The organism is Streptomyces sp. NPDC042201, assembly GCF_055582185.1.
Genome location: NZ_JBVJDS010000005.1, coordinates 1 through 23,816, shown reverse-complemented (window position 1 = coordinate 23,816; position 23,816 = coordinate 1). Strand labels below are relative to the sequence as shown.

General features: G+C 68.8%; 19 protein-coding genes, 1 tRNA gene and 1 pseudogene. 10 read left to right on the top strand and 11 right to left on the bottom strand.

Going from position 1 to position 23,816, the window contains the following annotated elements; genetic code table 11:
- Positions 1–12 precede the first annotated feature (12 nt).
- From ACZ6MZ_RS13735 to ACZ6MZ_RS13725, 3 genes and pseudogenes are all read left to right on the top strand, one after another.
- Positions 13–5,244 (top strand): caspase family protein, encoded by a 5,232-nt coding sequence (locus tag ACZ6MZ_RS13735; protein ID WP_469351831.1) that lies wholly within the window; start codon positions 13–15, stop codon positions 5,242–5,244.
- Positions 5,241–6,122: a hypothetical protein gene (locus ACZ6MZ_RS13730; RefSeq protein WP_469351829.1), complete on the top strand. Its 882-nt coding sequence runs from the start codon at positions 5,241–5,243 to the stop codon at positions 6,120–6,122. The genes ACZ6MZ_RS13735 and ACZ6MZ_RS13730 overlap by 4 nt, the downstream gene beginning before the upstream one ends.
- Positions 6,123–6,232: 110 nt before the next feature.
- Positions 6,233–6,346 (top strand): annotated as a pseudogene (locus ACZ6MZ_RS13725) (HAD hydrolase-like protein); the annotation flags it as partial.
- Between the two features lie 336 nt (positions 6,347–6,682).
- On the opposite strand, the gene ACZ6MZ_RS13720 reads toward ACZ6MZ_RS13725, so the two are convergent.
- A tRNA-Thr gene (locus ACZ6MZ_RS13720) sits at positions 6,683–6,756 on the bottom strand.
- Positions 6,757–6,960: 204 nt separating this feature from the next.
- On the opposite strand from ACZ6MZ_RS13720, the gene ACZ6MZ_RS13715 reads away from it, so the two are divergent.
- The 3 genes from ACZ6MZ_RS13715 (at position 6,961) to ACZ6MZ_RS13705 (ending at position 9,485) form a co-directional block, all read left to right on the top strand.
- Complete coding sequence (locus tag ACZ6MZ_RS13715) at positions 6,961–8,085, top strand: ABC transporter ATP-binding protein (protein WP_389790040.1); 1,125 nt, start codon at positions 6,961–6,963, stop codon at positions 8,083–8,085.
- A 222-nt stretch (positions 8,086–8,307) separates the two neighbouring features.
- Positions 8,308–8,730: a hypothetical protein gene (locus tag ACZ6MZ_RS13710; RefSeq protein ID WP_384178628.1), complete on the top strand. Its 423-nt coding sequence runs from the start codon at positions 8,308–8,310 to the stop codon at positions 8,728–8,730.
- A gap of 38 nt (positions 8,731–8,768) precedes the next feature.
- Positions 8,769–9,485 carry a nucleotidyltransferase family protein gene (locus ACZ6MZ_RS13705; RefSeq protein WP_384178625.1) on the top strand — a complete coding sequence of 239 codons (717 nt, stop codon included), beginning with the start codon at positions 8,769–8,771 and terminating at the stop codon, positions 9,483–9,485.
- A 119-nt stretch (positions 9,486–9,604) separates the two neighbouring features.
- Here the strand turns inward: ACZ6MZ_RS13705 and ACZ6MZ_RS13700 are convergent, their stop codons facing one another.
- The 7 genes from ACZ6MZ_RS13700 to ACZ6MZ_RS13670 form a co-directional block, all read right to left on the bottom strand.
- A complete protein-coding gene (locus ACZ6MZ_RS13700) occupies positions 9,605–11,347 on the bottom strand; it encodes a DoxX family membrane protein (protein ID WP_469351826.1) in 1,743 nt (580 codons plus the stop codon).
- 212 nt (positions 11,348–11,559) lie between these two features.
- Entirely contained in the window at positions 11,560–12,510 is a 951-nt protein-coding gene (gene rlmB, locus ACZ6MZ_RS13695; RefSeq protein ID WP_384192862.1) for a 23S rRNA (guanosine(2251)-2'-O)-methyltransferase RlmB, read from the bottom strand.
- A gap of 126 nt (positions 12,511–12,636) precedes the next feature.
- Positions 12,637–14,037 (bottom strand): cysteine--tRNA ligase, encoded by a 1,401-nt coding sequence (gene cysS / locus ACZ6MZ_RS13690; protein ID WP_384337168.1) that lies wholly within the window; start codon positions 14,035–14,037, stop codon positions 12,637–12,639.
- Positions 14,038–14,237: 200 nt separating this feature from the next.
- Complete coding sequence (locus ACZ6MZ_RS13685; RefSeq protein ID WP_469351823.1) at positions 14,238–14,642, bottom strand: PPOX class F420-dependent oxidoreductase; 405 nt, start codon at positions 14,640–14,642, stop codon at positions 14,238–14,240.
- A gap of 102 nt (positions 14,643–14,744) precedes the next feature.
- On the bottom strand, positions 14,745–15,254 hold the full coding sequence (ispF, locus tag ACZ6MZ_RS13680) for a 2-C-methyl-D-erythritol 2,4-cyclodiphosphate synthase (RefSeq protein ID WP_469351822.1): 510 nt from the start codon (positions 15,252–15,254) through the stop codon (positions 14,745–14,747).
- Entirely contained in the window at positions 15,244–15,990 is a 747-nt protein-coding gene (gene ispD, locus ACZ6MZ_RS13675) for a 2-C-methyl-D-erythritol 4-phosphate cytidylyltransferase (RefSeq protein ID WP_384192853.1), read from the bottom strand. The genes ispF and ispD overlap by 11 nt, the downstream gene beginning before the upstream one ends.
- 375 nt (positions 15,991–16,365) lie before the next feature.
- A complete protein-coding gene (locus ACZ6MZ_RS13670; protein WP_003953493.1) occupies positions 16,366–16,848 on the bottom strand; it encodes a CarD family transcriptional regulator in 483 nt (160 codons plus the stop codon).
- 642 nt (positions 16,849–17,490) lie between these two features.
- Between ACZ6MZ_RS13670 and ACZ6MZ_RS13665 the strand changes: the two genes are divergently transcribed.
- Positions 17,491–18,159: a DUF461 domain-containing protein gene (locus ACZ6MZ_RS13665; protein WP_469351820.1), complete on the top strand. Its 669-nt coding sequence runs from the start codon at positions 17,491–17,493 to the stop codon at positions 18,157–18,159.
- Between the two features lie 235 nt (positions 18,160–18,394).
- Here ACZ6MZ_RS13665 and phoP read toward each other — a convergent pair whose 3' ends face one another.
- Both phoP and phoR read right to left on the bottom strand, forming a co-directional pair.
- Positions 18,395–19,066, bottom strand: a complete 672-nt coding sequence (phoP, locus tag ACZ6MZ_RS13660) for a two-component system response regulator PhoP (RefSeq protein ID WP_023540733.1) — start codon at positions 19,064–19,066, stop codon at positions 18,395–18,397.
- Positions 19,067–19,071: 5 nt separating this feature from the next.
- On the bottom strand, positions 19,072–20,334 hold the full coding sequence (gene phoR, locus ACZ6MZ_RS13655) for a two-component system sensor histidine kinase PhoR (RefSeq protein WP_389790026.1): 1,263 nt from the start codon (positions 20,332–20,334) through the stop codon (positions 19,072–19,074).
- Between the two features lie 239 nt (positions 20,335–20,573).
- Between phoR and phoU the strand changes: the two genes are divergently transcribed.
- On the top strand, positions 20,574–21,254 hold the full coding sequence (gene phoU, locus ACZ6MZ_RS13650; RefSeq protein ID WP_384192845.1) for a phosphate signaling complex protein PhoU: 681 nt from the start codon (positions 20,574–20,576) through the stop codon (positions 21,252–21,254).
- A gap of 388 nt (positions 21,255–21,642) precedes the next feature.
- Here the strand turns inward: phoU and ACZ6MZ_RS13645 are convergent, their stop codons facing one another.
- Positions 21,643–22,662 carry a helix-turn-helix transcriptional regulator gene (locus ACZ6MZ_RS13645; protein WP_469351817.1) on the bottom strand — a complete coding sequence of 340 codons (1,020 nt, stop codon included), beginning with the start codon at positions 22,660–22,662 and terminating at the stop codon, positions 21,643–21,645.
- Positions 22,663–22,701: 39 nt separating this feature from the next.
- Between ACZ6MZ_RS13645 and ACZ6MZ_RS13640 the strand changes: the two genes are divergently transcribed.
- A complete protein-coding gene (locus tag ACZ6MZ_RS13640; protein WP_469351815.1) occupies positions 22,702–23,181 on the top strand; it encodes a hypothetical protein in 480 nt (159 codons plus the stop codon).
- A complete protein-coding gene (locus tag ACZ6MZ_RS13635) occupies positions 23,178–23,639 on the top strand; it encodes a hypothetical protein (RefSeq protein ID WP_469351813.1) in 462 nt (153 codons plus the stop codon). Before ACZ6MZ_RS13640 ends, ACZ6MZ_RS13635 begins: the two co-directional genes overlap by 4 nt.
- The last annotated feature ends 177 nt before the right edge of the window (positions 23,640–23,816 follow it).

The window sequence follows — 23,816 nt, the reverse complement described above, 5'->3', positions numbered from 1 at the left end:
GGTGGGGGTTAAGTGCGTCGGCGATTCTTCATAGCACTGGGGAGCGGTCGGTACCGGCATCTCCCTGAGGATGAACAACTGCGATCCGTGCCGGGCGACATTCGTGCGACTGCCGAACTCTTCGCAGCCTTCGGGTTCGAGTCGGTTCTGCCAGGGCTCGGTGAGTACGACGGGGCCGAGCAGATCCGCCAGAAACTGGCCCACTGGTCGGAGGACACCGCGCTGACCATGGATGACGTGGTGGTTGTGTACTTCGCGGGCCACGGTGCCGTGGAGGAACGTGATCGGCACTACCTGTTCTGTTGGGATTCACGGGACGGGGATCTCGTGACCACGGCCCTGCCCACCGAAGAGCTGGTGCGCATTCTTTGCAGGGGCAACTTACGGCATCTTCTGCTCATTCTCGACACATGCGCAGGCAGCGCGGGAGGCGCGGAGGCATCAGCAGTCGCACTGCGGACTATCGCCTATCGCAATGCGGACGCCGACTCGACGGGCCTGTGGTTCCTCGCCTCCGCGCGACGCAAGGACATCGCCGAAGACGGCGCGTTCGTGGCCGCACTCGGCGAGGCGGTGGCAACAACGACAGGGCGTACCGGTCAGCGGCAGCAGTATCTCGACCTCACTGAACTGGTGAAGGCGGTCAACGAGCGTTTTGAGGCAGACGGACGCGGCCAGCGGGCCGAGTTGGCCAGTGGACTCGTCACCGGGTTGGCGCCCTTCCTGCCCAACTCCGGATACGAGGAAGAACTGCCGCCCATCGGCACCGACCTCGAAGTGCAGCGCCGGGTGGTCGCACAGGATCTCACCGAGCACTTCGGACCACGCTCGCGTGGTGTTGAGTTCGAGTCGGAGCAAGGCTTGTACTTCAGCGGACGTGTGCGCGTGCTGTCCGAACTCGTGGAGTGGCTGACCGCTTTGGACGGAGACGGCCGAGGGCGGGTGGTCACTGGCAGTCCGGGCTGTGGGAAGTCCGCGGTCCTCGGCAGGATCGTCGCGCTGTCGGACAGCCGGTACCGCTCGCGGCTCGACCTCGCGGGTGTCGATCCTCGGACCGTAGTGCCCCCCGGATGTGTGACAGCGGCCGTACACGCTCGTCACAAGCGGCTTGAAGAGATCGTGGAACGACTCGCAACCGCCCTGGGTGCGGAAGCGGACGGCGCGGCTGCGCTACTTCAGGAGCTGACCAGGCGCGGCCGCCATGGGCCGCCTCTGATCATCGTCGTGGACGCCGTGGATGAGGCGGGGTCGGATACCGCCGCAGACGCGGGCGGACACGGGGAGCCGCGCCGGATTACCCGGGAACTTCTGCGCCCCATGTCCGAGATCGAGGGCGTACGGCTTCTCGTAGGCACCCGCCACGAACTGGTCGCGCCCCTCGGCCCCACTTTCACCCGCATGGACCTGGATCGGAACGAGTTCCGCGCCGGCGAGGACGATGTGGCCGGATACGTGACCCGAGTGCTTCTCGCCAGCGAGGAGCCCGATGTACGCACCCCATATCGTGGCCAACGAGACCTGGCCAGGACCGTCGCGAGGGGTGTTGCTGAGAAAGCCGCAGGTGTCTACCTCTATGCGAGAACGACCGCACGTACCCTGCGGTCGGACCAGACGCCCGTGGATATCGGCCGACCCGGTTGGGCCGAGGCACTGCCGAGTGAGATCGGCGAGGCATTCGACGACTACCTGGCCCGCTTCGGACCTGACGAGCCACGGGTGCGCCGCATGCTGCTCGCCCTTGCATTCTCCGAAGGCAAAGGACTTCCCCGGGGACGGGTCTGGACGGCGCTGAGTTCGGCGATCTCGGGAATCGTCTGTACGGAGGAGGACGTCTCCTGGGCCCTGGATGTCGCTGAGGCGTACATCGCCGAAGTGATCGATGACGACCGGCGTTCGGCCTACCGGCTTTACCATAAGGCGCTGGCTGAGCATTTGCGCGCGACCGCGGACCGGCTGCCCGAGGACGTACAGCGGTCGGTGGTCGAAGCACTCAACTCTCTTGTTCCAGGCTCGTCGTACGCTCGACCCGACTGGTTCGTGGCCGTTCCATATGTTCGTCAGCATCTGGCAACGCACGCAGCCGCGGCGGGAGTGCTCGCCGAGCTTGTCGAAGACCCTGGGTTCCTGCTCGCCAGTGAACCTCTCGCTCTGTTAGGGGCGTTCACTTCGATCGAGGGCGAGGGGCCGAGACGTATCCGCAGCTCGTACGAGCAGGTCGCGCACCGGCTGACGGGTGACCGCGCGATGGGGGAGCGGGCAGCTGATCTACAGCTGTCCGCCCGCCGTTGTGAGGCCGATCAACTGGCTGACCGGATCGGTGAACTGGGTGTTTCGCTTCCGTGGTCTGCCTGCTGGGCATGGTGGTCGACCAGCGGAGTGCACAGGCTGCTCAACGGTCATCACAAGACGGTCGGCTGTGTCGCGGTCGGGGATCTTGACGGGCGCCCCATCGCTGTGACCGGAAGTGTGGACGGTACGGCCTTGGTATGGGATCTCACTTCGCAACGGCAGATCGGCGATCCACTGTCAGTGGGAATCGCGGTGAGTGCTATCGCCATCGGCGATCTTGGCGATTACACCGTTGCTCTGACCGGCGCGGAGGACGGCACTGTAAGGATCTGGGACCTTTCGGCGGGCCAAGAATACGGCCAGGCGCTCACGGGGCACACGAACCGCGTCGAAAGTATCGTGGTGGGCGCGGTCCACGGGCACCCGGTAGTACTGACAGCCAGCGCCGACGGCACGGCGCGCATCTGGGACCTCGTTCGCAGAGAGCAGCTCGGCTGTGGTCTAACCGCCCATAAGCGGACAGTCTGGGACGCTGACCTGGGCGAACTGGACGGGCGCCCCATCGCGATCACCGGAGGCGACGACAAGGCCGTCTACGTGTGGGATCTGAGTGAGCTCCTCGATGGCGGTGATGCGCGTCTCGACGGGAGTCCACTCATCGGCCCGGCGGCAGCCGTCACCGCTGTGTGCCTGGCACGCCTGGGTGACAGGACGGTGGCATTGATCGGAGACGGAGCGGGAATGCTCAGCCGGTGGGATCTCACCGAGCGCCGCCAGATAGGTGAGCCGGTCATGGCCCACGTGTACTGGGCCATGAGTGGGGTCGCCTCCGCCGTGATCGGGGAGTTCGACGGCCGTCCCGTCGCTTTGAGCAGCGGGCGCCACGAAGCACGTCTGTGGGATCTCCGCACGCTTCAGCCGCTGGGACATCCACTGCGCGGGCACGTCGAGGGCATCACGGCGGCAGCTCTCACCGACCGGGGAGACGAATCCTTGGCGGTCACAGTGAGCGAGGACCGCACCGCGCGTATCTGGGACCTGACGGCGGACCAACCGGATGAGGGCCATACACGTCCGGTCTGTTCCACGGCGTTCTGCGACATTCAAGGCCGCCCCATGGTCGTTACGGGCGGCGAGGATGGCACCGCCAGGCTGTGGGATCTGCGGACCCGCAGCCAGATCGGCAGCCCCATGGAGGGGCATTCCGGCGAAGTGTCCGCCGTGGCCTTCGGAATCGCGTCCGGACAAGCGATCGTCGCGACGGGCGGGTCCGACACCACGGTGCGGCTCTGGGATCCCTTCCGGGGAGAGCCGCTGGGGCCTCCTCTGACGGGGCACACCAACGCGGTGCGCTGTGCGGCATTCGGCGAGCTGGATGGCGAGCCGGTTGTGGTCAGCGGCGGCGAGGACGGCACCGTTCGAATCTGGGATGTCGCTTCCGGCGAGCCGCTCGGCGCTCCGCTGGTGGGGCACATCGGCGGCATCTATCACCTTGCTGTACGTCGGGCCGGCAAAGGAATGGAGATTGTTCTCGCGACCTCGTTGGACCATGCCTATGTCTGGCAAGTGAGCGGTCGTGGGGCTCCGCGGTCGGTTGTACCGCATGTGCATTTCAACGTGGAGGAACTCACCGCCTCAGCTCGGGCTGTCGGCGTGGCGTTTCACGGCACGTCCCCGGTGGTTGTGTCCACCCTTGAGGGGAACAACGTGTATGCGCACGACGTGGTAAACCGCTCTGTCGTCGGAGGTCCGTTCCTCGGGCACACCGAATACGTGATGGCGGGAGCCCTCGGTCGAGTCGGAAGAAAAACTGTCGTCGCGAGTATTGCGTTCGACGATACCGTTCGAATCTGGGACCTGGATACGGGCGCCCCTTTGGGACCGCCGCTAGAAGGATTCACGAGGAGGGGCCGTGCTTTTACACGCGCGGCGCCGCTGTTCGCTCAGGTCGACGGGATGCCGGTGACGGTGATCGCCACCTCACGAGACGTAAGAATCTGGGATGTGGCCGCCATGCGTCCTGTGGGAGAGCCGTTGTGCGGCGCCGACCAGCGACTGGTATCGGTCGACATCCTTCGGGCCTCACGCAGCAGAGCGGTTGTTGTCACAGGAGCAACAGACGGCGTCGTACGCACACATGATCTCGACGACGGCCGCCAGGTGGCGGCTCACCTCACGTCAGGGGCGCAGGCGATCACGGATTCGGCGACGGTCCGGCTGAACGGCGACAGCGTGATGGTGCGCAACAGCTGGGCGGAGGCGGAGGTGTGGAGTCTTGAGTCCCGGAGGCGGCTCGGTAAGCGTTCAGGTACGTCGTGGCGGGCTTGTCTGCAGATGATGGATGGCCGTGCCGTAGTGGTGTCGGTCGCCGGCGACTACGCGCTCAACAGCTGGGATGTGCACACACAGGCCCCCTTGTGCCCCCCGATGACCGGTCACACCGCCGACGTGATGACCGTACGGTCGAAGGCGGTCGGCGATAGGCACGTTGTAGCGAGTGCCTCCCGCGACGGCACGGTGCGGTTGTGGGATCTTCGCACGGGCATGCCTTACGGTGAGCCGCTCGCCGGCCACGAGATGGGTGCGTTCGGCTTGGAGATCGCGCAAGTGGACAGCCGGGACGTCGTCATCTCCGGAGCGGGTGACGGGCGCTTACGGTTCTGGGACATGGCCGGCGGGGACGACGTCGGCGTGGAGCTTGAACCGTTCCCCTCGGCGGTGCGGGCAATCCGCGCCGTGGACATCGACGGCACACTCACCATGGTCGCCGCCGACCGCTATGGGTTGATGCGGGTCTGGGAGACAGGCTCTCCTTCTTGGACGGCCGAACTCGACATCGGCAGTGGCATCAACGGCCTCGCGGTCGACAGCGACGGACGGGTTTGCGTCGCGACCGACATGGGAGTCGTCGCGCTTCGCCTCACTGGACATGCGAAGAAGCGGAGTGCCTCTTGACCCGTATCGTCCTGGTCCACGGTATCGCCCAAGAGGTCAAGGGCCCGGAAACGCTGCTGGCCAACTGGTATCCGGCGCTGAGTGACGGCCTTGCTCTGGCGGCCGACCTCCGTGTGACGCGCGATGAGGTCTCCATGGCCTTCTACGGCGACCTCTTCCGCCCCGCCGGTCACCGCGGACTCGGTGCCCCGGAAATAGACGCCTCCGATGTTCAGGACGGCCTTGAGCGCGAACTGCTGCTCCAGTGGTGGCAATCCGCGTCGGAGCTTGAGAGACGAGTCGCGGGCCCGGGCTCCCCGGCCCGGCTGCGTACCCCCCACCTCGTCCAGCGCGCCCTGAACGCGCTCAGTCACTCGTCCTTCTTTGCAGGGTTCAGCGAGCGCATGATGATCTCCAGCGCTCGGCAGGTGCGCCGATACTTCACGGAGCCCGACTTGCGTACCGGCGTCCAGGACAGGATCGCCCGGCGCGTCACTCCTGAGACCGAGGTAATAGTCGCTCACTCGCTCGGGACAGTAGCCGCGTACGAGGCGTTGCACGCCCACCCTAAGTGGCCGGATCTGACACTGGTGACGCTCGGCTCCCCTTTGGCTGTACGCAACCTCGTCTTTGAGCGCCTCGTCCCCCGCCCCACCAACGGCCGCGCCCTCTGGCCGAGTCCCGTGAAACGCTGGACCAACATCGCTGACCAGGGCGATGTAGTCGCCCTGGCAAAGGAATTGGCGCCGTCGTTCGGGGAACGCGTTCATGATCTCCCGATCCACAATGGCGCCAAGGCGCACGACGTGCGTCCGTATCTCACGGCCCGAGAAACCGGCCGGGCCATTGCCGAGGCGCTGCGCTCAGGTCCGGTGGGCCCAAAAAGGACAACGTCGTAGGGCCCGGTGAGAGCATGGCGGAGAATCGAGGTTCGAACCCGTGCGGGGTTACCCCCCAATCCTCGAGGCAGCCTCCGCACAGGACGGCTGGGTGTCGTCGGTGCTGACCTGACGCCCTCCAACGGCCGGACCTGCTGGCCGTCGCCGGGGATACTCCGCGGGATGTCGAGGCAGCCCTCGCCACGGGCTCTCGCATCGTCGCGGTCGCTTCGGGCATCCACAGTGCACGTCCCGGGCACGGCCGCATACGCGGTGACGCGATCCTCGTACGCTCTGCCACCAGGGACCTCGCCCAGGTCGTTCAGCACGCTAAGCGGGTCGAGATCTGTAGCAACGGCTACCGGCCGAGGCCGAGAAGGCTCGGGAAGCGGCCAAGAAGGCAAAGGGCCAGGTCAAGGCCAAGAAGAAGGCCAGAAAGAAGCCCAGGAAGTAGGGGCCCCAGCCCACCCCGCTCACGCGTCGCTCACGCACGCCATGCCTCTGTCCTCGGATGTGTGACGCGCCACATCCGGGGCAAACGAAAAGCCCAGGTCAGCGGGTATCTGCCCTGGGCTTCGCGGAGCCCCCTGTCGGATTCGAACCGACGACCTACGCATTACAAGTGCGTTGCTCTGGCCAACTGAGCTAAGGAGGCGTGCGCGAGCAGTGTAACCGGCCTGGATCACCGGCCGGTCGGGAATTTCATGTCCGCCGGACTACTGACAGATCAGGGATCGCCAGGTAGCGTCACCTCAAGTTCACCCAGGTGGACTAGACCCATCTTCCGCCCGACGGCGGCAGAACCATTCCTTTACTCGGATCGTCCGGCACGTTCCTGCCGGTGGAGGGACACATCACCATGGCAACTGTCTCGTTCGACAAGGCAACCCGTGTCTACCCGGGTTCCACCAAGCCCGCTGTCGACCAGCTCGAACTTCATGTCGCGGACGGCGAGTTCCTCGTCCTCGTCGGTCCTTCCGGTTGTGGCAAGTCGACCTCCCTGCGCATGCTCGCGGGTCTTGAGGACGTCAACGGCGGCGTCATCCGTATCGGTGACCGCGATGTCACGCACCTGCCGCCGAAGGACCGGGACATCGCGATGGTGTTCCAGAACTACGCGCTGTACCCGCACATGTCCGTCGCCGACAACATGGGCTTCGCGCTCAAGATCGCCGGCGTGAACAAGGCGGAGATACGCAAGAAGGTCGAAGAGGCCGCGAAGATCCTCGACCTCACCGAATACCTGGACCGCAAGCCGAAGGCGCTCTCCGGTGGTCAGCGTCAGCGTGTCGCGATGGGCCGCGCCATCGTGCGTGAGCCGCAGGTATTCCTCATGGACGAGCCGCTGTCGAACCTGGACGCCAAGCTCCGTGTCTCCACCCGTACGCAGATCGCCTCGCTGCAGCGCCGCCTCGGCATCACCACCGTGTACGTGACCCACGACCAGGTCGAGGCCATGACCATGGGTGACCGGGTGGCGGTCCTCAAGGACGGTCTGCTCCAGCAGGTGGACTCGCCGCGCAACATGTACGACCGCCCGGTCAACCTCTTCGTCGCCGGCTTCATCGGCTCCCCCGCCATGAACCTGGTCGAGGTGCCGATCACCGACGGCGGCGTGAAGTTCGGCAACAGCATCGTCCCGGTCTCCCGTGAGGCGCTCTCCGCCGCCGCGGACAAGGGCGACAGCACCGTTACGGTCGGTGTCCGCCCCGAGCACTTCGACATCGTCGAGGAGGCTGGCGCCGCCGGTGCGCTCTCCAAGGACGCCCCGGCCGGTCTGGCCGTGACCGTCAACGTCGTGGAGGAGCTGGGCGCCGACGGTTACGTCTACGGCACCGCCGACCTCGGCAGCGAGAAGAAGGAACTCGTGGTCCGGGTCAACGGCCGCTCCGTGCCGGACAAGGGCGCCACGCTGCACGTCGTGCCGCGCGCGGGCGAGACGCACGTCTTCTCGACCTCGACCGGCGAGCGTCTGACTGACTGATCTACCTGCACACCCACGCGTTCGCGCCGCGCAACGGCCCGAATTCGTCCGCACGGCCCCGCACTTCGGTGCGGGGCCGTTTGCGTATGTCGATAAATACCCCGGCAGACCGGTCATTTCAGACGGGCTCGTCAACACTGGATTCGAAAAAACCTATCGAACCATCCCCCGGCAGAGTGACTAAATGTCGCCAAATCATTACTGACCGCTACGCTCGCCAGCGTGACCCACACAGCCCGCCGTATCGGCCGAACTCTCGCTCTCGTACTGCCCGTCGTCCTGGTGCTCTCCGGCACCCTCGCGGTCGCCCGCGTCCCGTGGGCGGCCGACCACTCCGACTCGCGGATTCTGACCGCTTCCTCGGACACCGCCTCGGTCCCGGCCATCGCCCGCACCCCCCAGGACACTCTGCGCGACCAGCTTCTCGTAGAACTCCAGGAGAAGGATCCGGGAATCGCCCTGACCCATCTCCAGCGGCGGATCGAGGAGCGCCCGTCGCTCGCCCGGCACTGCATGTCGATCGCCCGGGCCCTCGGCCGCGCCGCCGTGGCCGCGTACGGACCCACCCGCGCGCAGTCGTTCTCGCGTCCCGTGTGCGACACGTCGTTCGCGTACGGGGTCTCCCAGCAGACCGCGGGGAGCTGACCGCCGGCTCCCTGTCCGCCCCGCCTATGGTTCACGGCATGCATACGTATCCGACGCAGGCCGTGGTCCTCGCGGGCGGCCAGGGGTCGCGGCTGCGCCCGTACACCGATGACCGTCCCAAGCCGATGGTCGAGATTCCCGGAACGGGAACCCCGATCATCGGCCATCAGCTTGCCTGGCTCGCCGCTGAGGGCGTGACGCACGCCGTCGTCTCGTGCGGCCATCTCGCCGAGGTCCTGCAGGAGTGGCTGGACTCGGCGGACCTTCCGCTGCGTGTCACCACCGTGGTGGAGACCGAGCCCCTGGGGCGTGGCGGTGGCCTCAAGTACGCCGCTGCCCGGCTGCCGGAGCCCGATCAGCCGTGGTACGCCACCAACGGCGATATCTGGACGCGCTTCTCGCTGCGCGACATGGCCGCGTTCCACGCCGAGCGCGATGCCACCGCCACGCTCGCCCTCGCCCGCCCCCGGATCCCGTGGGGAGCCGTCGAGACGGACGAGTTCGGCCATGTCCTCGACTTCATCGAGTCGCCTCCGTCGCCTTATCTGATCAACGCGGGTGTGTACGTGTTCTCCGCGGCCTTCGTCGGGCTGCTGCCGGACCGCGGCGACCATGAGCGGACCACCTTCCCCCGGCTCGCGCGCGAGCGCCGGCTCGCGGGCTACCCGCTGCCGAACGGGGCGTACTGGCGGGCCATCGACACCGCGAAGGACCTCACGGAGGCGGCCAAGGAGCTTGCCGCCGGGGCTCGCTGACGCATACAGACAGCGCACGCAATACGGCACAGGTAATACGAGTGTCGTACTGAATGCAGGCGGGAGGGGCGGCCACCCATGACCGGGTGGCCGCCCCTCCCGCCTGTGTGCCGTGGGCGTCAGCCGAGCAGCCCGCCGATGGGGTTGCTGTTACTGCCGCCGCCCCCGCCCGACGAGGAGCCGCCGGTGGCTGAGCCGCCGCTGTCGCCGCTGCCTCCGGTGCTTCCATCGCCCGCACCGCCCGTCGTGGACGGTCCCTGGCTGCTGGACGGCGGCGGGGCCTGCCGGCCGGGCTGCGGGGGCTGCTGGCCCGTCCCCTGGGTCTGGCTGGGCTGCTGCTGTGTCTGTCCGGTGCTGACGCCGCCGGTCCTGGGGGCCGTGGCGTCGCCGGGGGCGGACTGCGAGGCCGACGGGCTGCCGGACCTGCTCGCCGACGGCTCGGACTTCTTGCCGTCCTTGGGGTCGCCGCCGGGAGTGCCGGACGCGCCGCCGCGGCCGGGCTTCTGGGGCAACGGGATGCCCGGCAGCTGGTTGACGGGGTCGACGTCGGGTCCTGGCACGGTGACCATGTCGGAGGACCGTACGGCTCCGCCGAGGACCGAGCCGACCACGAGCGTGAGGCCGATGACGACGGTCGCGACGACCGAGCCGCGGCGCAGAACGTGACGCCGCAGGTCCCAGATCTCCGAGCGCGGTCCGAGCCTGCGCCAGGCTTCGCCCGCGAGCCGCGCGTCCATGGAGTAGACGGGGGCGCCCGCGATGATCAGCGGGGACCAGGCGGCGAGATAGATGATGTCCGGCGCGTCGTACGCCGGCACGGTCCGCCAGCTGACGGTGAGGAGCAGCGCGGCCGAGAGCAGGGCGCCGAAGGAGGCGGCGACGCGCTGCCAGAGGCCGAGGACGGTGAGGACGCCGGCCACGACCTGGAGGAAGGCGATGCTGAGCCCGGCGCCGACCGGGTGGGAGAGCGCGAAGTCCCTGAGGGGTTCCGCGAGGGCCCAGGGATGCAGCGAGTTGAGCCACTTGGCCATGGAGCCGCGCTCGCCGCCGTCGAAGAAGACGGGGTCGCAGAGCTTGCCCATGCCGGCGTAGATGGAGATGAAGCCGAGGAAGACGCGGAGCGGGAGCAGCACCACGCCGAGGTTCATCCGGCGGCCGGGGTAGTAGGCGTGCCGGACGGCTTCCGGGGTGTGCCGGTGGGAGCGGGGCCGGCCGTGCGGGGCGGGGCCGGGGCCCGTACCGAAGTCCGCGCCGGTGCCGGAGTCCCCGTACGGGTCCGTACCGAAGTCCGCGCCGAAGTCCGTGCCGATGCCGGTGCCGGAGTCTCCGTACGGGTCCGGCTCGGGTGCGTCGTAGGCACCGACGGCCCGCCGCATGGGAGGCAGCAGCGGGGTGGTCCCGGTGCGGGATCCGCGGGGTCCGCCGGGTCCTGGTCCGCCGACGACGGGCGTCGGCATCGTGGAGTCGTCCTCTAAGCCGGGCCGGGGGATGACCTGGGTGGCTCCGCTGTTGTATCCCCTTCCGGATACGTCGTTGTAGCCGCCGCCCGCCCGGCGCACGGAGGAGTTCCGTACGGCCTGGAGGAGTCCGGTCGCGGCGGGGTCGCCCGGAGCCGACCTGCCGCTCCAGACGACGGGAGCCCTGCGGCGTGCCGCCCTGCCGGCGGCCGCGCCGCTCATGGCGGGGATACGCGCGGCGTCCGCCGCGGCACGTGCGGGGCTGGGGCGCTGGCGCGATGCGAGCTTCACCCGGAAGCTGGCGTGGTTCACGATGACCTGCGCGGGATCGCAGTCCACTTTGAGCATGCTCAGCGGGGGCTGATCGTCGAACCCGGGCCGGGGCGTTCTGGTGTCCACACTCATCTAACCGAGTGACTTGTGTTTAGGACACTGCCTTGACGCGCGGGAAATGTCCGAGGCCCGTCAAGATCACCAGGCAGGGCCGTTCGAGTGGCCCCTCGGGGGCTACTCGTGACCCGTTCGAGTGGCCCTTCGGGGGCCGTTCGCGGCCCGTTCGAGGAGCCGAGCAGGCCCCAGCCGGGCAAGCCCCGGCCCGGCCCCCGGCCCCCGCAACCTCAGGCGCGTCGGCGGGCCGCCTCGTACAGCACCACTCCGGCAGCGACTCCCGCGTTCAGCGACTCGGCGCCGCCCGGCATGGGGATCCGTACGCGGAAATCGCACGTCTCGCCGACCAGCCGGGACAGGCCCTTGCCCTCGCTGCCGACGACGATCACGACGGGGCCGCCGAGGGCCTCCAGGTCACCGACCTCCGACTCACCGTCCGCCGCCAGACCGACGACGACGACGCCGGCCTTCCGGTACGCCTCCAGGGTGCGGGTCAGGTTGGTGCAGCGGGCGACGGGCGTACGGGCCGCCGCGCCGGCCGAGGACTTCCAGGCACCGGCGGTCATCCCGGCGGCACGCCGCTCCGGTACAACGACGCCGTGGCCGCCGAAGGCGGAGACGGAGCGGACGACGGCGCCGAGGTTGCGCGGGTCGGTGACACCGTCGAGCGCGACGATCAGCGGGTCCTCGCCGTCGTCGAAGGCGGCGGCCGCGAGGTCCTCGGGGTGCGCGTACTCGTACGGCGGGACCTGAAGGACGAGGCCCTGGTGGTTGAGGCCGTTCGTCATCCGGTCCAGCTCGGGCTTGGGGGCCTCCATCAGGTGGATGCCGCCGCGGTCCGCCGCGAGCTGGAGCGCCTCGCGGACGCGCTCGTCGTTGTCGATGAACTGCTGGACGTAGAGCATGGAGGCGGGCACGCCGTCGCGCAGCGCCTCGAAGACGGGGTTGCGGCCGACGACCATCTCGCTGGTGCCCTTGCCGCCCCGGCGGGCGATCTGGCGCCGGGCGGTCTGCTTGGCCTTGGCGTTGGCGGAGCGGTTCTGGACATGGCCCTTGCGGGCGGCCGCGGGCGGCGTGGGGCCCTTGCCCTCAAGGCCGCGGCGTCGCTTGCCACCGCTGCCGACCTGCGCGCCCTTCTTGTTGGACGTGCGGCGGTTCCTGCGCTGGCTGTTCCCGGCCATGACCTACCTGTTTCGTTGCTTCAGACGTGCGTACGAGCCGTACGCAAAGTTCCTGTGTGTAACAGCGTTGCGTAACAGCGTACGCAAGTGTGCCGCCCGGAGGACCGGGCGGCACATCGGGCGAGGTCAGCGCGGGCCGAGGGTCCAGCGCGGGCCTGCGGGGCCGTCCTCAATGACGAGTCCGGTCTGCTGGAGCTGGTCCCGGATGGCGTCCGCGGTGGCCCAGTCCCTGCGGCCGCGCGCCGACTCGCGCTGCTCCAGCACCAGTCGTACGAGGGTGTCGACGACGCCGTGCAGATCCTCGCCGCGGTCGGTCTCGCCGGCCCAGTGCGGGTCGAGCGGGTCCAGGCCGAGGACGCCGAGCATGGCGCGCACCTCGGCGAGCCGGGCGACGGCGGCTTCCTTGTCGTCGGCGGCGAGCGCGGAGTTGCCCTGCCGGACGGTGGTGTGGACGATCGCGAGGGCCTGCGGGACACCCAGGTCGTCGTCCATGGCCTCGGCGAAGGCGGGCGGCACCTCGTCCGCCGCCTCGACCATCCCGCCGGCCTTCTCCACGACGCGCTGGACGAAGCCCTCGATGCGCGCGAACGCGGACTCGGCCTCGCGCAGGGCCTCGTCGCTGTACTCGATCATCGAACGGTAGTGCGGGGTGCCGAGGTAGTAGCGCAGGACGATGGGGCGCCAGTGCTTGACCATCTCGGAGACCAGCACCGAGTTGCCCAGCGACTTGGACATCTTCTCGCCGCTCATGGTGACCCAGGCGTTGTGCACCCAGTACATGGCGAAGTCGTCGCCGTACGCCTTGGCCTGCGCGATCTCGTTCTCGTGGTGCGGGAAGATCAGGTCGAGGCCGCCGCCGTGGATGTCGAAGGCGCTGCCCAGGTACTTGTGGGCCATCGCCGAGCACTCCAGGTGCCAGCCGGGCCTGCCGCGTCCCCAGGGGGTCTCCCAGCTGGGCTCGCCGGGCTTGGTGGCCTTCCACATCGCGAAGTCCCGCTGGTCGCGCTTGCCGGTCTCGCCGTCGCCCGAGGGCTGGCGCAGATCGTCCAGGTCCTGGTTGGACAGCTCCAGGTAGCCGGGGTAGGAGCGGACGTCGAAGTAGACGTTGCCGTCGGCCTCGTAGGCGTGGCCGCGCTCGATGAGGCCGCGCATCATCTCGATCATCTCGGTGATGTGGCCGGTGGCGCGCGGTTCGTAGGTGGGGGGCAGGCAGCCGAGGACGTCGTAGCCCGTGTTGAAGGCGCGCTCGTTCTCGTAGCCGATGGCCCACCACGGGCGACCCTGGGCGGCCGACTTGGCGATGATCTTGTCGTCGATGTCCGTGACGTTGCGGATGAACGTCACCTCGTAGCCGCGGTACGCGAACCAGCGGCGCATGATGTCGAAGTTCAGTCCCGACCTGATGTGCCCGATGTGCGGGGCGGCCTGCACGGTGGCGCCACACAGGTAGATCGAGACGCAGCCCGGCGTGAGCGGGGAGAAGTCACGGATCTGCCGGGCGCCGGTGTCGTACAGCCGAATAGTCACGCGACCAGGGTAGTGCGCCAGGGGTAGTGCCCCGCGACCCTTTGGGCCACGGGGACACCGAAGCGTGACACTAATGGCCGCGCGGCCGTGCCATCAGTCATTTTTTGGGCTCATCGGCCGCTTTTGGGCTCCTCGGCCGGTGCGCGCTCCCGGGCCTGTCGGCCAGCTGCCGGTGCTCGCTCCCGGGCCTGTCGGCCGGCTCAGAGCCGGCCGACGACCTTGCGTGGGGTGATACGGACGACCACGCGCTCGCTGTCCTCGGCGGAGGTCGGGTTGAACTCCGCGTACGGCTTGCCGGTGTACTTGAGCGACAGCTCGTTGATCAGCTCCTCGCCACCCTCGGTGGTGAGCGTCGCGGAGCCGCGGATCTCCGCATACGTGTACGGGGAATCGAAGGGCTGCACGACAACCGTCACCCGGGCGTCGCGGCGCAGGTTCCGCTCCTTGCGCCGGCCGACCGTGGTGGAGATGAGCACGTCGTCGCCGTCTCGCTTCACCCAGACCGGCGACACCTGCGGGCTGCCGTCGGGCTGGATGGTGGCGATGTTGACGAAGACGGGTCCGTCCAGGACCTGCTTGAGCTGCTCGGAGAGTGCGGCTGCCATGAGTACCTTCCTGATGACTGAGGCCTGTCTGATGACTGACGGGCATACGCCTACCCGCCGAACTTCCTCAACTCACGGACCGCCGCGGTTATTTCGAGCAGGTCAGTCCGTACGGACCAGCAGCGCCGTGGCGATGGCGGCCAGTCCCTCGCCGCGGCCGGTGAAACCGAGTCCGTCGGAGGTGGCCGCGGAGACCGAGACGGGGGCGCCCGCAGCCTCGGAGAGGACCTTCTGCGCCTCCTCCCTGCGCTTGCCGATCTTCGGCCGGAGACCGACGACCTGTACGGCCACATTGCCGATCGTGAAACCCGCGTCTCGCACGATCCGGGCCGCCTCCGTAAGGAGGGTGAGTCCCGAGGCTCCGGACCACTCGGGGCGTCCGGTGCCGAAGTGGGCGCCGAGGTCACCGAGTCCCGCGGCGGAGAACAGCGCGTTGCAGGCCGCGTGCGCGACGACGTCCGCGTCGGAGTGGCCGGCCAGTCCCGGTCCCTCGTTCTCCCAGAGCAGGCCCGCGCACCACAGCTCGCGGCCCTCCTCGAAGGCGTGGATGTCGGTGCCGATGCCGACCTGCGGCAGGCATACGGACACGGGCAGCGGGACGTCAGAAGCCATCGTTGGCCCTCCTTCGGGCGAGAACCGCCTCGGCCAGCACCAGATCGAGCGGCCGGGTCACCTTGAACGCCTCCTCGTGGCCGGGCACGACCACGACGGGCGCGCCGAGCCGCTCGACCATACCGGCGCAGTCCGTCGCGCCCTCGCCGACCGGCAGCACCGTCCGGTGGGCGCGCTGGAGCGTGTCACGGTCGAAGCCCTGCGGGGTCTGTACGGCGCGCAGCAGGGCCCGCTCCGGGGTGGCGACGACCGGCTCCGGCTCGCCCTTCTCCCGGGGCTCGACCTGCTTGACGGTGTCCGCGAGCGGCAGCGCGGGCACGACGGCCGGCGCTCCGTCGCGTACGGCCTCGATGACGGCGTCCACGGTGTCCACGGGCACGAGCGGGCGGGCCGCGTCATGGACGAGGACGGTGGTGATGCCGTCGGGGAGCGCCTCGACACCGAGCCGTACGGACTCCTGTCGGGTGTCACCTCCCGGCACCACGAGATAGTCGGTCCGCTCGGGCAGCGCGTGCTCGTCGAGGAGGTTCTTCACCTCGGTGGCGCCGTCGGGGGGCGCGACCACGACAACGAGCGAGACGGCGCGGGAGGCGGCCATCGCGCGGACGGCGTGGATCAGCATCGGGGTGCCGCCCAGCGTGCGGAGCGCCTTGGGGGCGCCCGGGCCGAGCCGTACCCCCCGGCCTGCTGCGGGGATCACCGCGGCGGTGCGGTGGGGGCGGGCTTCGTCTGACATCGGTTGCACTCCGGCAGGTTTGTTTCCTCGGCCGACATGGGTATGGCCTCAGCGTGCCTGGCGCGACGCCTTGACCGGACCCTTCCGTGACACATGGTCGAGACGAACCGCACCGGCCGCCCGGGCCGTGGCGCATCGCGGTCGCGGTGTTCCGCTGCCGGGGCACGCGGTATACAAGACACACACACGCGGATATCAGCGCATGTGAAGGTGTACGGGGGATGTGTACGGAGTGTCGGACGGGGTGCGGGTTTGCGGACATGCCGCAGCGCCCGGCGACACAGCTTTTCCCTCATAGCTGGTCAGCGGGCACCACGGCATTCACTGCGTTGTTCGTTGTGACGTCATGCGCTGCTGGAACGGCAGCGTCATGATTCAGGACGCGAGGACCTCGTCGAGCAGAGCCTCGGCCTTGTCTTCATTCGTGTTCTCCGCGAGAGCGAGTTCGCTGACAAGAATCTGTCGCGCCTTCGCGAGCATGCGCTTCTCGCCTGCGGAGAGTCCGCGCTCGCGCTCCCGACGCCACAGGTCACGCACGACTTCAGCGACCTTGATGACATCGCCGGAGGCGAGCTTTTCGAGATTTGCCTTGTATCGACGGGACCAGTTCGTCGGCTCCTCTGCGTACGGTGCCCTGAGCACCTCGAAGACCCGGTCCAGCCCGTCCTGACCGACCACATCGCGCACGCCGACGAACTCCGCATTGTCCGCCGGTACACGTACCGTCAAGTCGCCTTGGGCGACCTTGAGCACCAAGTAGGTCTTGTCCACGCCTTTGATCTGGCGAGTTTCGATTGCCTCGATCAGCGCGGCCCCGTGATGGGGATAGACCACGGTGTCGCCTACCTTGAACGTCATGTGACAGGTACCCCTTCCGTGGCTATCCAGGGTAACACGAGAATGGCTTCTTCTGAATGGCGTTTTCGCAGGTCAGGGCGCATCTCGGGGCTTGACAACAGCGACACGAACGTGCTGCGAGCGGCTTCCGGAAGGGGGTATTCGCAGGTCGGAGCGGCTACGCGGGCGCGAAGAAACGCACGCGCCACCCACCGCACAACACCCTCCGAAGAGGCTGAACGTCCCGATTTGCCGGATTCCAGACGGTGCAGTTCCCGTACTCCGTTCGGATGTCGGTCACCCGTACGGACGGAAGTGCGGGGGAAGTGCAGCGGAAGTGCGGGGGATTCTGAATTTGATCACCACGGCTCCTGTGCACGGTATTCGTAAGGAATGTGTGGCGGCCGGATAATTGATCACCGGCGTTATGTGAACGGCGCGCGAAACCGCGTGATCAAGCGCGGGATGGCATGCGGGATGGGGTGCGGGTCGGGGTCCGGAATCGGCCGGGAACCCGTCGGGGAGCCCGTGGGGGGCGGGTCGGGTGCGGGGCGGTCAGGACGGCTCGGTAACCTGAGCCCGCTGATACACCCTGTACACCCTGAGACCGCCACAGCTCGTCCCCTGCCCCTCCGTCCGTACGTCCTAGGAGTTGCCGCCGCCGTGAGCCGCAGCCTTCGACGCGGCGCCCTCGCCGCTTCTGCCCTCGTGTTCTCGCTCGCCACGCTCACCGCGTGCGCCGCCGGCAACAACGCGCAGACACTCGGCGTCAAGCCGGACAACGCCGCCACGTCCATCGGCGACATCACCATCCAGAACGCGACGGTGATCACCCAGCCCAAGGCCGATACGCCGGGCCCGGCGGTCGTCACCGGCACGCTCTTCAACAACGGCAAGACCAAGCAGACCCTCGAGTCGATCACGCTGCCCGGCACCCGTGCCACGGTGAAGCTCTCGCCGGCCAAGGGTTCAGGACCGATCACCGTGCCGGCCCTCGGCTGGGTCCAGCTCGGCGGCGCGGGCAATGCCTCCGCCGTGATCGTGGACGGCCGTGAGGCCGGGCGGGACGGCGACGCACAGCAGGTCGTGTTCGCGTTCAGCGAGACCGGTGACGTGAGCCTGCGCGCCTTCGTCTTCCCCTCGAACACGTACTTCAAGGGCGTCGGCCCGAGCGCGCTGCCCACGCCGCCCGCGGCCCCTTCGGGCACGCCTTCCGGTACCCCCTCGGGGACGCCGTCGGGCACGCCGTCAGGCTCTGCGTCGGAGTCCGGGCAGCCCGGCTCGGCCATCATGCCGTCGGACTCCTCGTCCGCCTCGCACACGGCCGGCTGAGGCACGCGACACACAGCCCGGCAGACGCAAAGCAGTACGGCACACAGGCACGGCACACGTCCCGGACGTGGCTGTGGCGCCCCACCCGGGTCTCCCGGGACGGGGCGCCACATCTCTGCCGGCCCTCGTCGGCGCGGTGCCGGACTCAGTCCGGGCCGAGGTGACCCGGCCCGACCCGCTCTGGCCCGACCTGACCCCATCCGACCCGCTCCGGCCCGACCCGGCCGAGGCCGGTTTACGGCTCGAATTTGTAGCCCAGGCCTCGTACCGTCACCAGATAGCGCGGCGCTCCCGGGTCCGGTTCGATCTTGGCTCGCAACCGCTTCACATGGACGTCGAGCGTCTTCGTGTCGCCCACGTAGTCCGCGCCCCAGACCCGGTCGATCAGCTGCATCCGGGTCAGCACCCGGCCCGCGTTGCGCAGCAGCATCTCCAGCAGGTCGAACTCCTTGAGCGGCAGGTCGACCTTGCCCCCGGAGACCGTGACGACATGGCGGTCCACGTCCATCCGGACAGGACCGGCCTCCAGCGCGGCAGGAGTGACCTCCTCCGGTTCGCCCCGGCGGCGCAGAACCGCGCGGATACGGGCCACGAGCTCGCGCGAGGAGAAGGGCTTGGTCACATAGTCGTCGGCCCCTATCTCCAGGCCGACGACCTTGTCGATCTCGCTGTCCTTGGCGGTCACCATGATCACCGGGACATTGGACTTGCCGCGCAGCTGCCGGCAGACCTCGGTGCCCGGCAGGCCGGGCAGCATCAGGTCGAGGAGGACGAGGTCGGCGCCGTTGCGTTCGAACTCGTCGAGCCCCGCGGGCCCGGTGGTCGCGATGGCAACCTCGAAGCCTTCCTTGCGGAGCATGTAGGAAAGGGCGTCGCTGAAGGATTCCTCATCCTCGACGACGAGCACTCGGGTCACGGAAGGACCTCCGGGGCAGGAATCACGGTCGGTGGAGCCAGCTCGAGGCTGGAGTCGGTGTCGTAGGGCCGGTCGTCTTCGTCCGGGCCGGTGGGTGTGCGGTCCCGTACGGCGGCCGCCTCGGGCAGCCTCAGGGTGAAGGTGGAGCCCTGGCCTTCGGAGCTCCATACGGTGACTTCCCCGCCGTGCGAGGCAGCCACATGTTTGACGATGGCCAGGCCGAGCCCCGTACCGCCGGTGGCTCGGGAGCGGGCGGGGTCGACGCGGTAGAAGCGTTCGAAGACCCGCTCGCGGTCCTTCTCCGAGATGCCGATGCCCTGGTCGGTCACGGCTATCTCGACCAGGTCCCCGCCGGGAGCGGAGACGCGGTGCGCGGCGATGCCGACGCGAGTACGGGCCGGGGAGTAGTTGACGGCGTTCTCCACGAGATTACCGAGAGCGGCGGCAAGCTGGCCACGATTGCCCCAAATGTGCAGTTCGGCGGTGCCTCCCGGAGCCATGGTGATCTGTTTGGTGGACGCCGCGTGCCGGGACCGGTCGATGGCCTCGGCGACGAGTTCGTCCACGCGCACGGGCTCGGCGTCCTCCAGCGGGTCGTCGTTCTGCACCCGGGAGAGGTCGATGAGTTCCTGTACGAGGTTGGTGAGCCGGGTCGCCTCGATCTGCATCCGGCCGGCGAAGCGGGTGACCGCCTCGGGGTCGTCGGAGGCGTCCATGACGGCCTCCGAGAGCAGGGAGAGCGCACCGGTGGGGGTCTTGAGCTCGTGGCTGACGTTGGCGACGAAGTCGCGCCGTACCGCTTCGATACGGCGGGCCTCGGTGAGGTCCTCGACCAGGAGCAGGACGAGGCGGGAACCGAGCGGGGCGACCCGCGCGGAGACGGCGAGCGCCTCGCCCCGGCCCGTACCGCGCCGCGGAAGGTCCAGCTCCACCTGTCTTATCTCGCCGTCCCGCCGGGTGTCACGCGCCATGTGCAGCATCGGCTCGACAGCGAGTTTGCCGCCCCTGACCAGGCCCAGCGCGTACGCCGCGGAGCTGGCCTTGACCACGGAGTCGCTCTCGTCGAGCACGACCGCGGAGGAGCGCAGCACGGACAGCACGGTGTCGACGCCCGGGGGCAGTACGGCATCCGTGTGCAGTGAGGTACGAGTGGGTCTGGCCTGGTCGCGCTCGCTCCAGCGGAACGCCAGCATGGCGATGACGCCGGTACACACCCCGGCGATCGCTGCCACTGCGGCGACCGCCGCGTTCACGTCCATGCATCCAGGTTATGCGCGGGTACGGACACTCTCCCAGCGGTCAAGGTGTCTCCTCGGACACTCGTCGCCCAGAGTTCACCGAGGAGAAAGTGCCGGTTCACTTGTGCGGGAGGAGCCGGACGCGTAACGGACAGAACGTGGGAACGTGGGGGCACGGGCCCCGGCCCACGGCCCCCGGCTCACGGCCCCGGCCCACGGCCCCCCTTCCACGGCAGGAACGTTCAAGAGAGGGACACCCCATGCGGGACGCGTACCACGAGGAACTTGACTCGATAGGCGAGGACCTGGTCGAGATGGCCCGGCTGGTCGGTTCCGCCATCGGGCGGGCCACCACCGCCATGCTCGACTCCGATCTCAAGCTCGCCGAGAGCGTGATCGCCGCGGACCAGAAAGTCGATGATCTCCAGCACGCCCTGGAGGCCAGAGCCATCGCACTGCTGGCCCGCCAGCAGCCGGTCGCGACCGATCTGCGGATCGTGGTCACCTCGCTGCGGATGAGCGCCGACCTGGAGCGTTCGGGTGACCTGGCGCAGCATGTCGCCAAGCTGGCCCGGCTCCGCTTCCCGCAGTCCCCCGTGCCGCACGACCTCCACGCGACGCTGCTGGAGATGGGGCAGCTGGCGCAGCGCCTGATGGCGAAGGCCGCCGAGGTCATCATCACGAAGGACGTCGAGCTGGCGCTCCAGCTGGAGCAGGACGACGACGAGATGGACCTGCTGCACCGCACGCTGTTCCAGCACCTGATGGACGACCGCTGGAAGCACGGCATCGAGACGGCGGTGGATGTGACGCTGCTGGGCCGCTACTACGAGCGGTTCGCGGACCACGCGGTGTCGGTCGCCAACCGTGTCGTCTACCTGGTGACGGGCGAGCACGCGGGCGACATCCAGCCGGTGGAGACGCCGGTCGAGGGGGCCTAGGCCCTGTCGGGCGGATCTTCGCGGGCGCGGGGCGCAGAAGGGGCGCGAAGGGCGTACGGCGGCGCTTGTGCGTAATGCGCCGTTGCTGCGCCCGCCTCAATGGGCATGCAATGGGCAGAGGCGCCATCCGTGCACGCCTTTCAGGAGGATCCCATGGCCGATTCCGCCCCGACCGACCCTCAGCAGGAAGCCCCTGTCGAAGTGGTGCACCTGCCCGTCCTCGGCGCATGCGGCTGCGGCTCGGGCTGCGGCTGCGGCTGCCAGTCCGGCGCACCCTGCCAGTGCGGCTAGCCGCTAGCGTGTGTGGCGAAGGGCCTCGTCCGGGAACGCGGAGGGGGCCCTTCGCCACATGCGGCGGAGTACTCTTCGCCACATGCGGGCCAACCGGTCAGGCGGGGGTGAGGGCGGAGGCGTAGCGGGCCGCCAGGACCCGGGTGGTCTCGGCGAGTCGCGCCCGGAGTTCGGGTGGGCCGATGACCTCGATGTCCGCGCCCAGCGCGAGGAACTCCCCGTGGGCGCGGTCGAGCGATTCGATGGGGAGCACCGCGCGGGTCCAGCCGTCCGGCTCGACGGTCACGGTCCCGCCCACCGCTGCTTCCGACAGGCGGGACGCGACGCGCGGCGCGAGACGGACGACGGCCTGGCCCCGGTGGAGGCGGGCGTGGAAGTCCGCCTGGTGGCGCTGCCAGTGGCCGGCCAGGTCGAAGTCGTCCGGCGGCTCGAACTTCTCGTCGCGTACGGCGAGGTCGAGGATCTGGTCGATCCGGTACGTACGCGGACCCACGTCACGCGGCCCGCGCGGCCCCGCTCCCGCTTCCGCACCCGCACCCGCACCCGCTCCCGCTCCCGCGACCACGTACCAGCGGCCCGCCTTGAGCACCAGACCGTACGGCTCCAGGCGCCGGTCGACATCGGTCGGCTCCTTCCAGCGGCGGTAGCGGATGTCGAGCACCCTGCTGTGCCACACCGCGTCGGCGACCTGCGGCAGATACGGAACCTCGTCGCCCGGCGCGTACCAGCCAGGCGCGTCGAGATGGAAGCGGGACGACATCCGGTCGGCCTGCGCGCGTAGTTCGGCCGGAAGCGCGGCGCGCAGCTTGAGCTGGGCGGCCGCGAGTACGGAGCCGAGCCCCAGCTCGGCGGCCGGCCCCGGAATGCCGGACAGGAACAGCGCCTCGGCCTCGCCGGCGCTCAGCCCGGTGAGCCGGGTGCGGTAGCCGGCGAGCAGCTGATAGCCGCCGGAGTGCCCGGCGTCCCCGTACAGCGGTACGCCCGCCAGGTGCAGCGCCTCGATGTCGCGGTAGACGGTCCGTACGGACACCTCCAGCTCCTCGGCGAGCTGGGCGGCGGTCATCCGGCCCCTGGTCTGGAGCAGCAGCAGGATCGACAGAAGACGGCTGGACTTCACTGACACAAGATGTCAGTGAAGCGCTCCTACGGTCCAGCCATGGCTTTCGCAGAGAAACTGCTGTTCGTGCCGCCCCCGGTCGAGGTGGGCGGCCGCCGCGTCAAGCGCTATCACGTCACCGCCGATCCGGCCGGTATCGATCCCGAGGTCGAGAAGGCGGCGTACGCGATCCTCCCCGACCTCCTCCCGGAACCGGACGGCACACCGCCGGCCACCTTTGTCGTCCTCCACCGGGGAGGGGACGACGGGGCGTACCTCAACGCGTACAGCTGGGTATGGGACAACGTCCTGCACTTCGGCGGCGCGGCAGCCGGCCAGCCGGTCCTGGGCTGCCCGGACAACGATCCGACGCACTTCGTCCAACTGAACCGCTCGCTGATCGGCTGCGTATGGGAGCTGCCGCCGATCCTCCACGAACGCGACGCGTGGGTACGCCACATGATCGCCCCCGAAGCACCCGATCTCGACGCCTACCTCGCGAACTCCCTCCCCGAGGGCACCACAGGAGACCACGCATGAACGCTCCGGGCAGCGATTTCGACTTCCTCACCGGCAGCTGGGACGTAGCCAACCGATGGCGTACGGACTTCCTCGACGAGGTGAGCGCGTGGGAGGAGTTCCCCGGTGTCAGCCACGCCTCCCGGCACTTCGGCGGCGGGGCGAGCTTCGACGAGATCGACTTCCCGACGAAGGGCTTCGCCGGGCTCACGCTGCGCCTGTACGACCCGGAGCGCGCGGAGTGGTCCCTGTACTGGGCGAGCAAGCGCACGGGCACGCTGTTCCCCCCGGTCGTCGGACGGTTCACCGACGGCCGGGGCGAGTTCTACGGGGACGACACCCACGCCGGCAAGGAGATCCGGGCGCGCTTCATCTGGTCGAAGATCACGGCGGACTCGGCTCGCTGGGAGCAGGCGTTCTCGGTGGACGGCCAGCAGACCTGGCTAACCAACTGGATCATGCATCTGACCCGCCGCTGACACCTCGCACCGCACACCAGAAACCCCCTGCCCGCAAGGAACCGGCGGACAGGGGGTAGCGGCGCTAGGGCGCTAGGTCCTGTCCGGTCGATCTTCGTGGATCAGCCCGCGGCGTCCGGTGGAGGGGGTACCTCCCGTGCCGTTCAGGCTACGGGGGAGCATCGCAAGGCGGAGGAT

Coding starts and splice junctions, on each gene's coding strand:
- ispD (WP_384192853.1), bottom strand. CDS start 15,990: ATGTCAGACGAAGCCCGCCCCCACCGCACCGCCGCGGTGATCCCCGCA.
- phoR (WP_389790026.1), bottom strand. CDS start 20,334: ATGGACGTGAACGCGGCGGTCGCCGCAGTGGCAGCGATCGCCGGGGTG.
- ACZ6MZ_RS13670 (WP_003953493.1), bottom strand. CDS start 16,848: ATGACGTTCAAGGTAGGCGACACCGTGGTCTATCCCCATCACGGGGCC.
- ACZ6MZ_RS13640 (WP_469351815.1), top strand. CDS start 22,702: ATGGCTTTCGCAGAGAAACTGCTGTTCGTGCCGCCCCCGGTCGAGGTG.
- ACZ6MZ_RS13685 (WP_469351823.1), bottom strand. CDS start 14,642: ATGGCAGCCGCACTCTCCGAGCAGCTCAAGCAGGTCCTGGACGGACCC.
- ispF (WP_469351822.1), bottom strand. CDS start 15,254: ATGGCTTCTGACGTCCCGCTGCCCGTGTCCGTATGCCTGCCGCAGGTC.
- rlmB (WP_384192862.1), bottom strand. CDS start 12,510: ATGGCCGGGAACAGCCAGCGCAGGAACCGCCGCACGTCCAACAAGAAG.
- ACZ6MZ_RS13700 (WP_469351826.1), bottom strand. CDS start 11,347: ATGAGTGTGGACACCAGAACGCCCCGGCCCGGGTTCGACGATCAGCCC.
- ACZ6MZ_RS13635 (WP_469351813.1), top strand. CDS start 23,178: ATGAACGCTCCGGGCAGCGATTTCGACTTCCTCACCGGCAGCTGGGAC.
- ACZ6MZ_RS13715 (WP_389790040.1), top strand. CDS start 6,961: ATGGCAACTGTCTCGTTCGACAAGGCAACCCGTGTCTACCCGGGTTCC.
- phoU (WP_384192845.1), top strand. CDS start 20,574: ATGCGGGACGCGTACCACGAGGAACTTGACTCGATAGGCGAGGACCTG.
- ACZ6MZ_RS13705 (WP_384178625.1), top strand. CDS start 8,769: ATGCATACGTATCCGACGCAGGCCGTGGTCCTCGCGGGCGGCCAGGGG.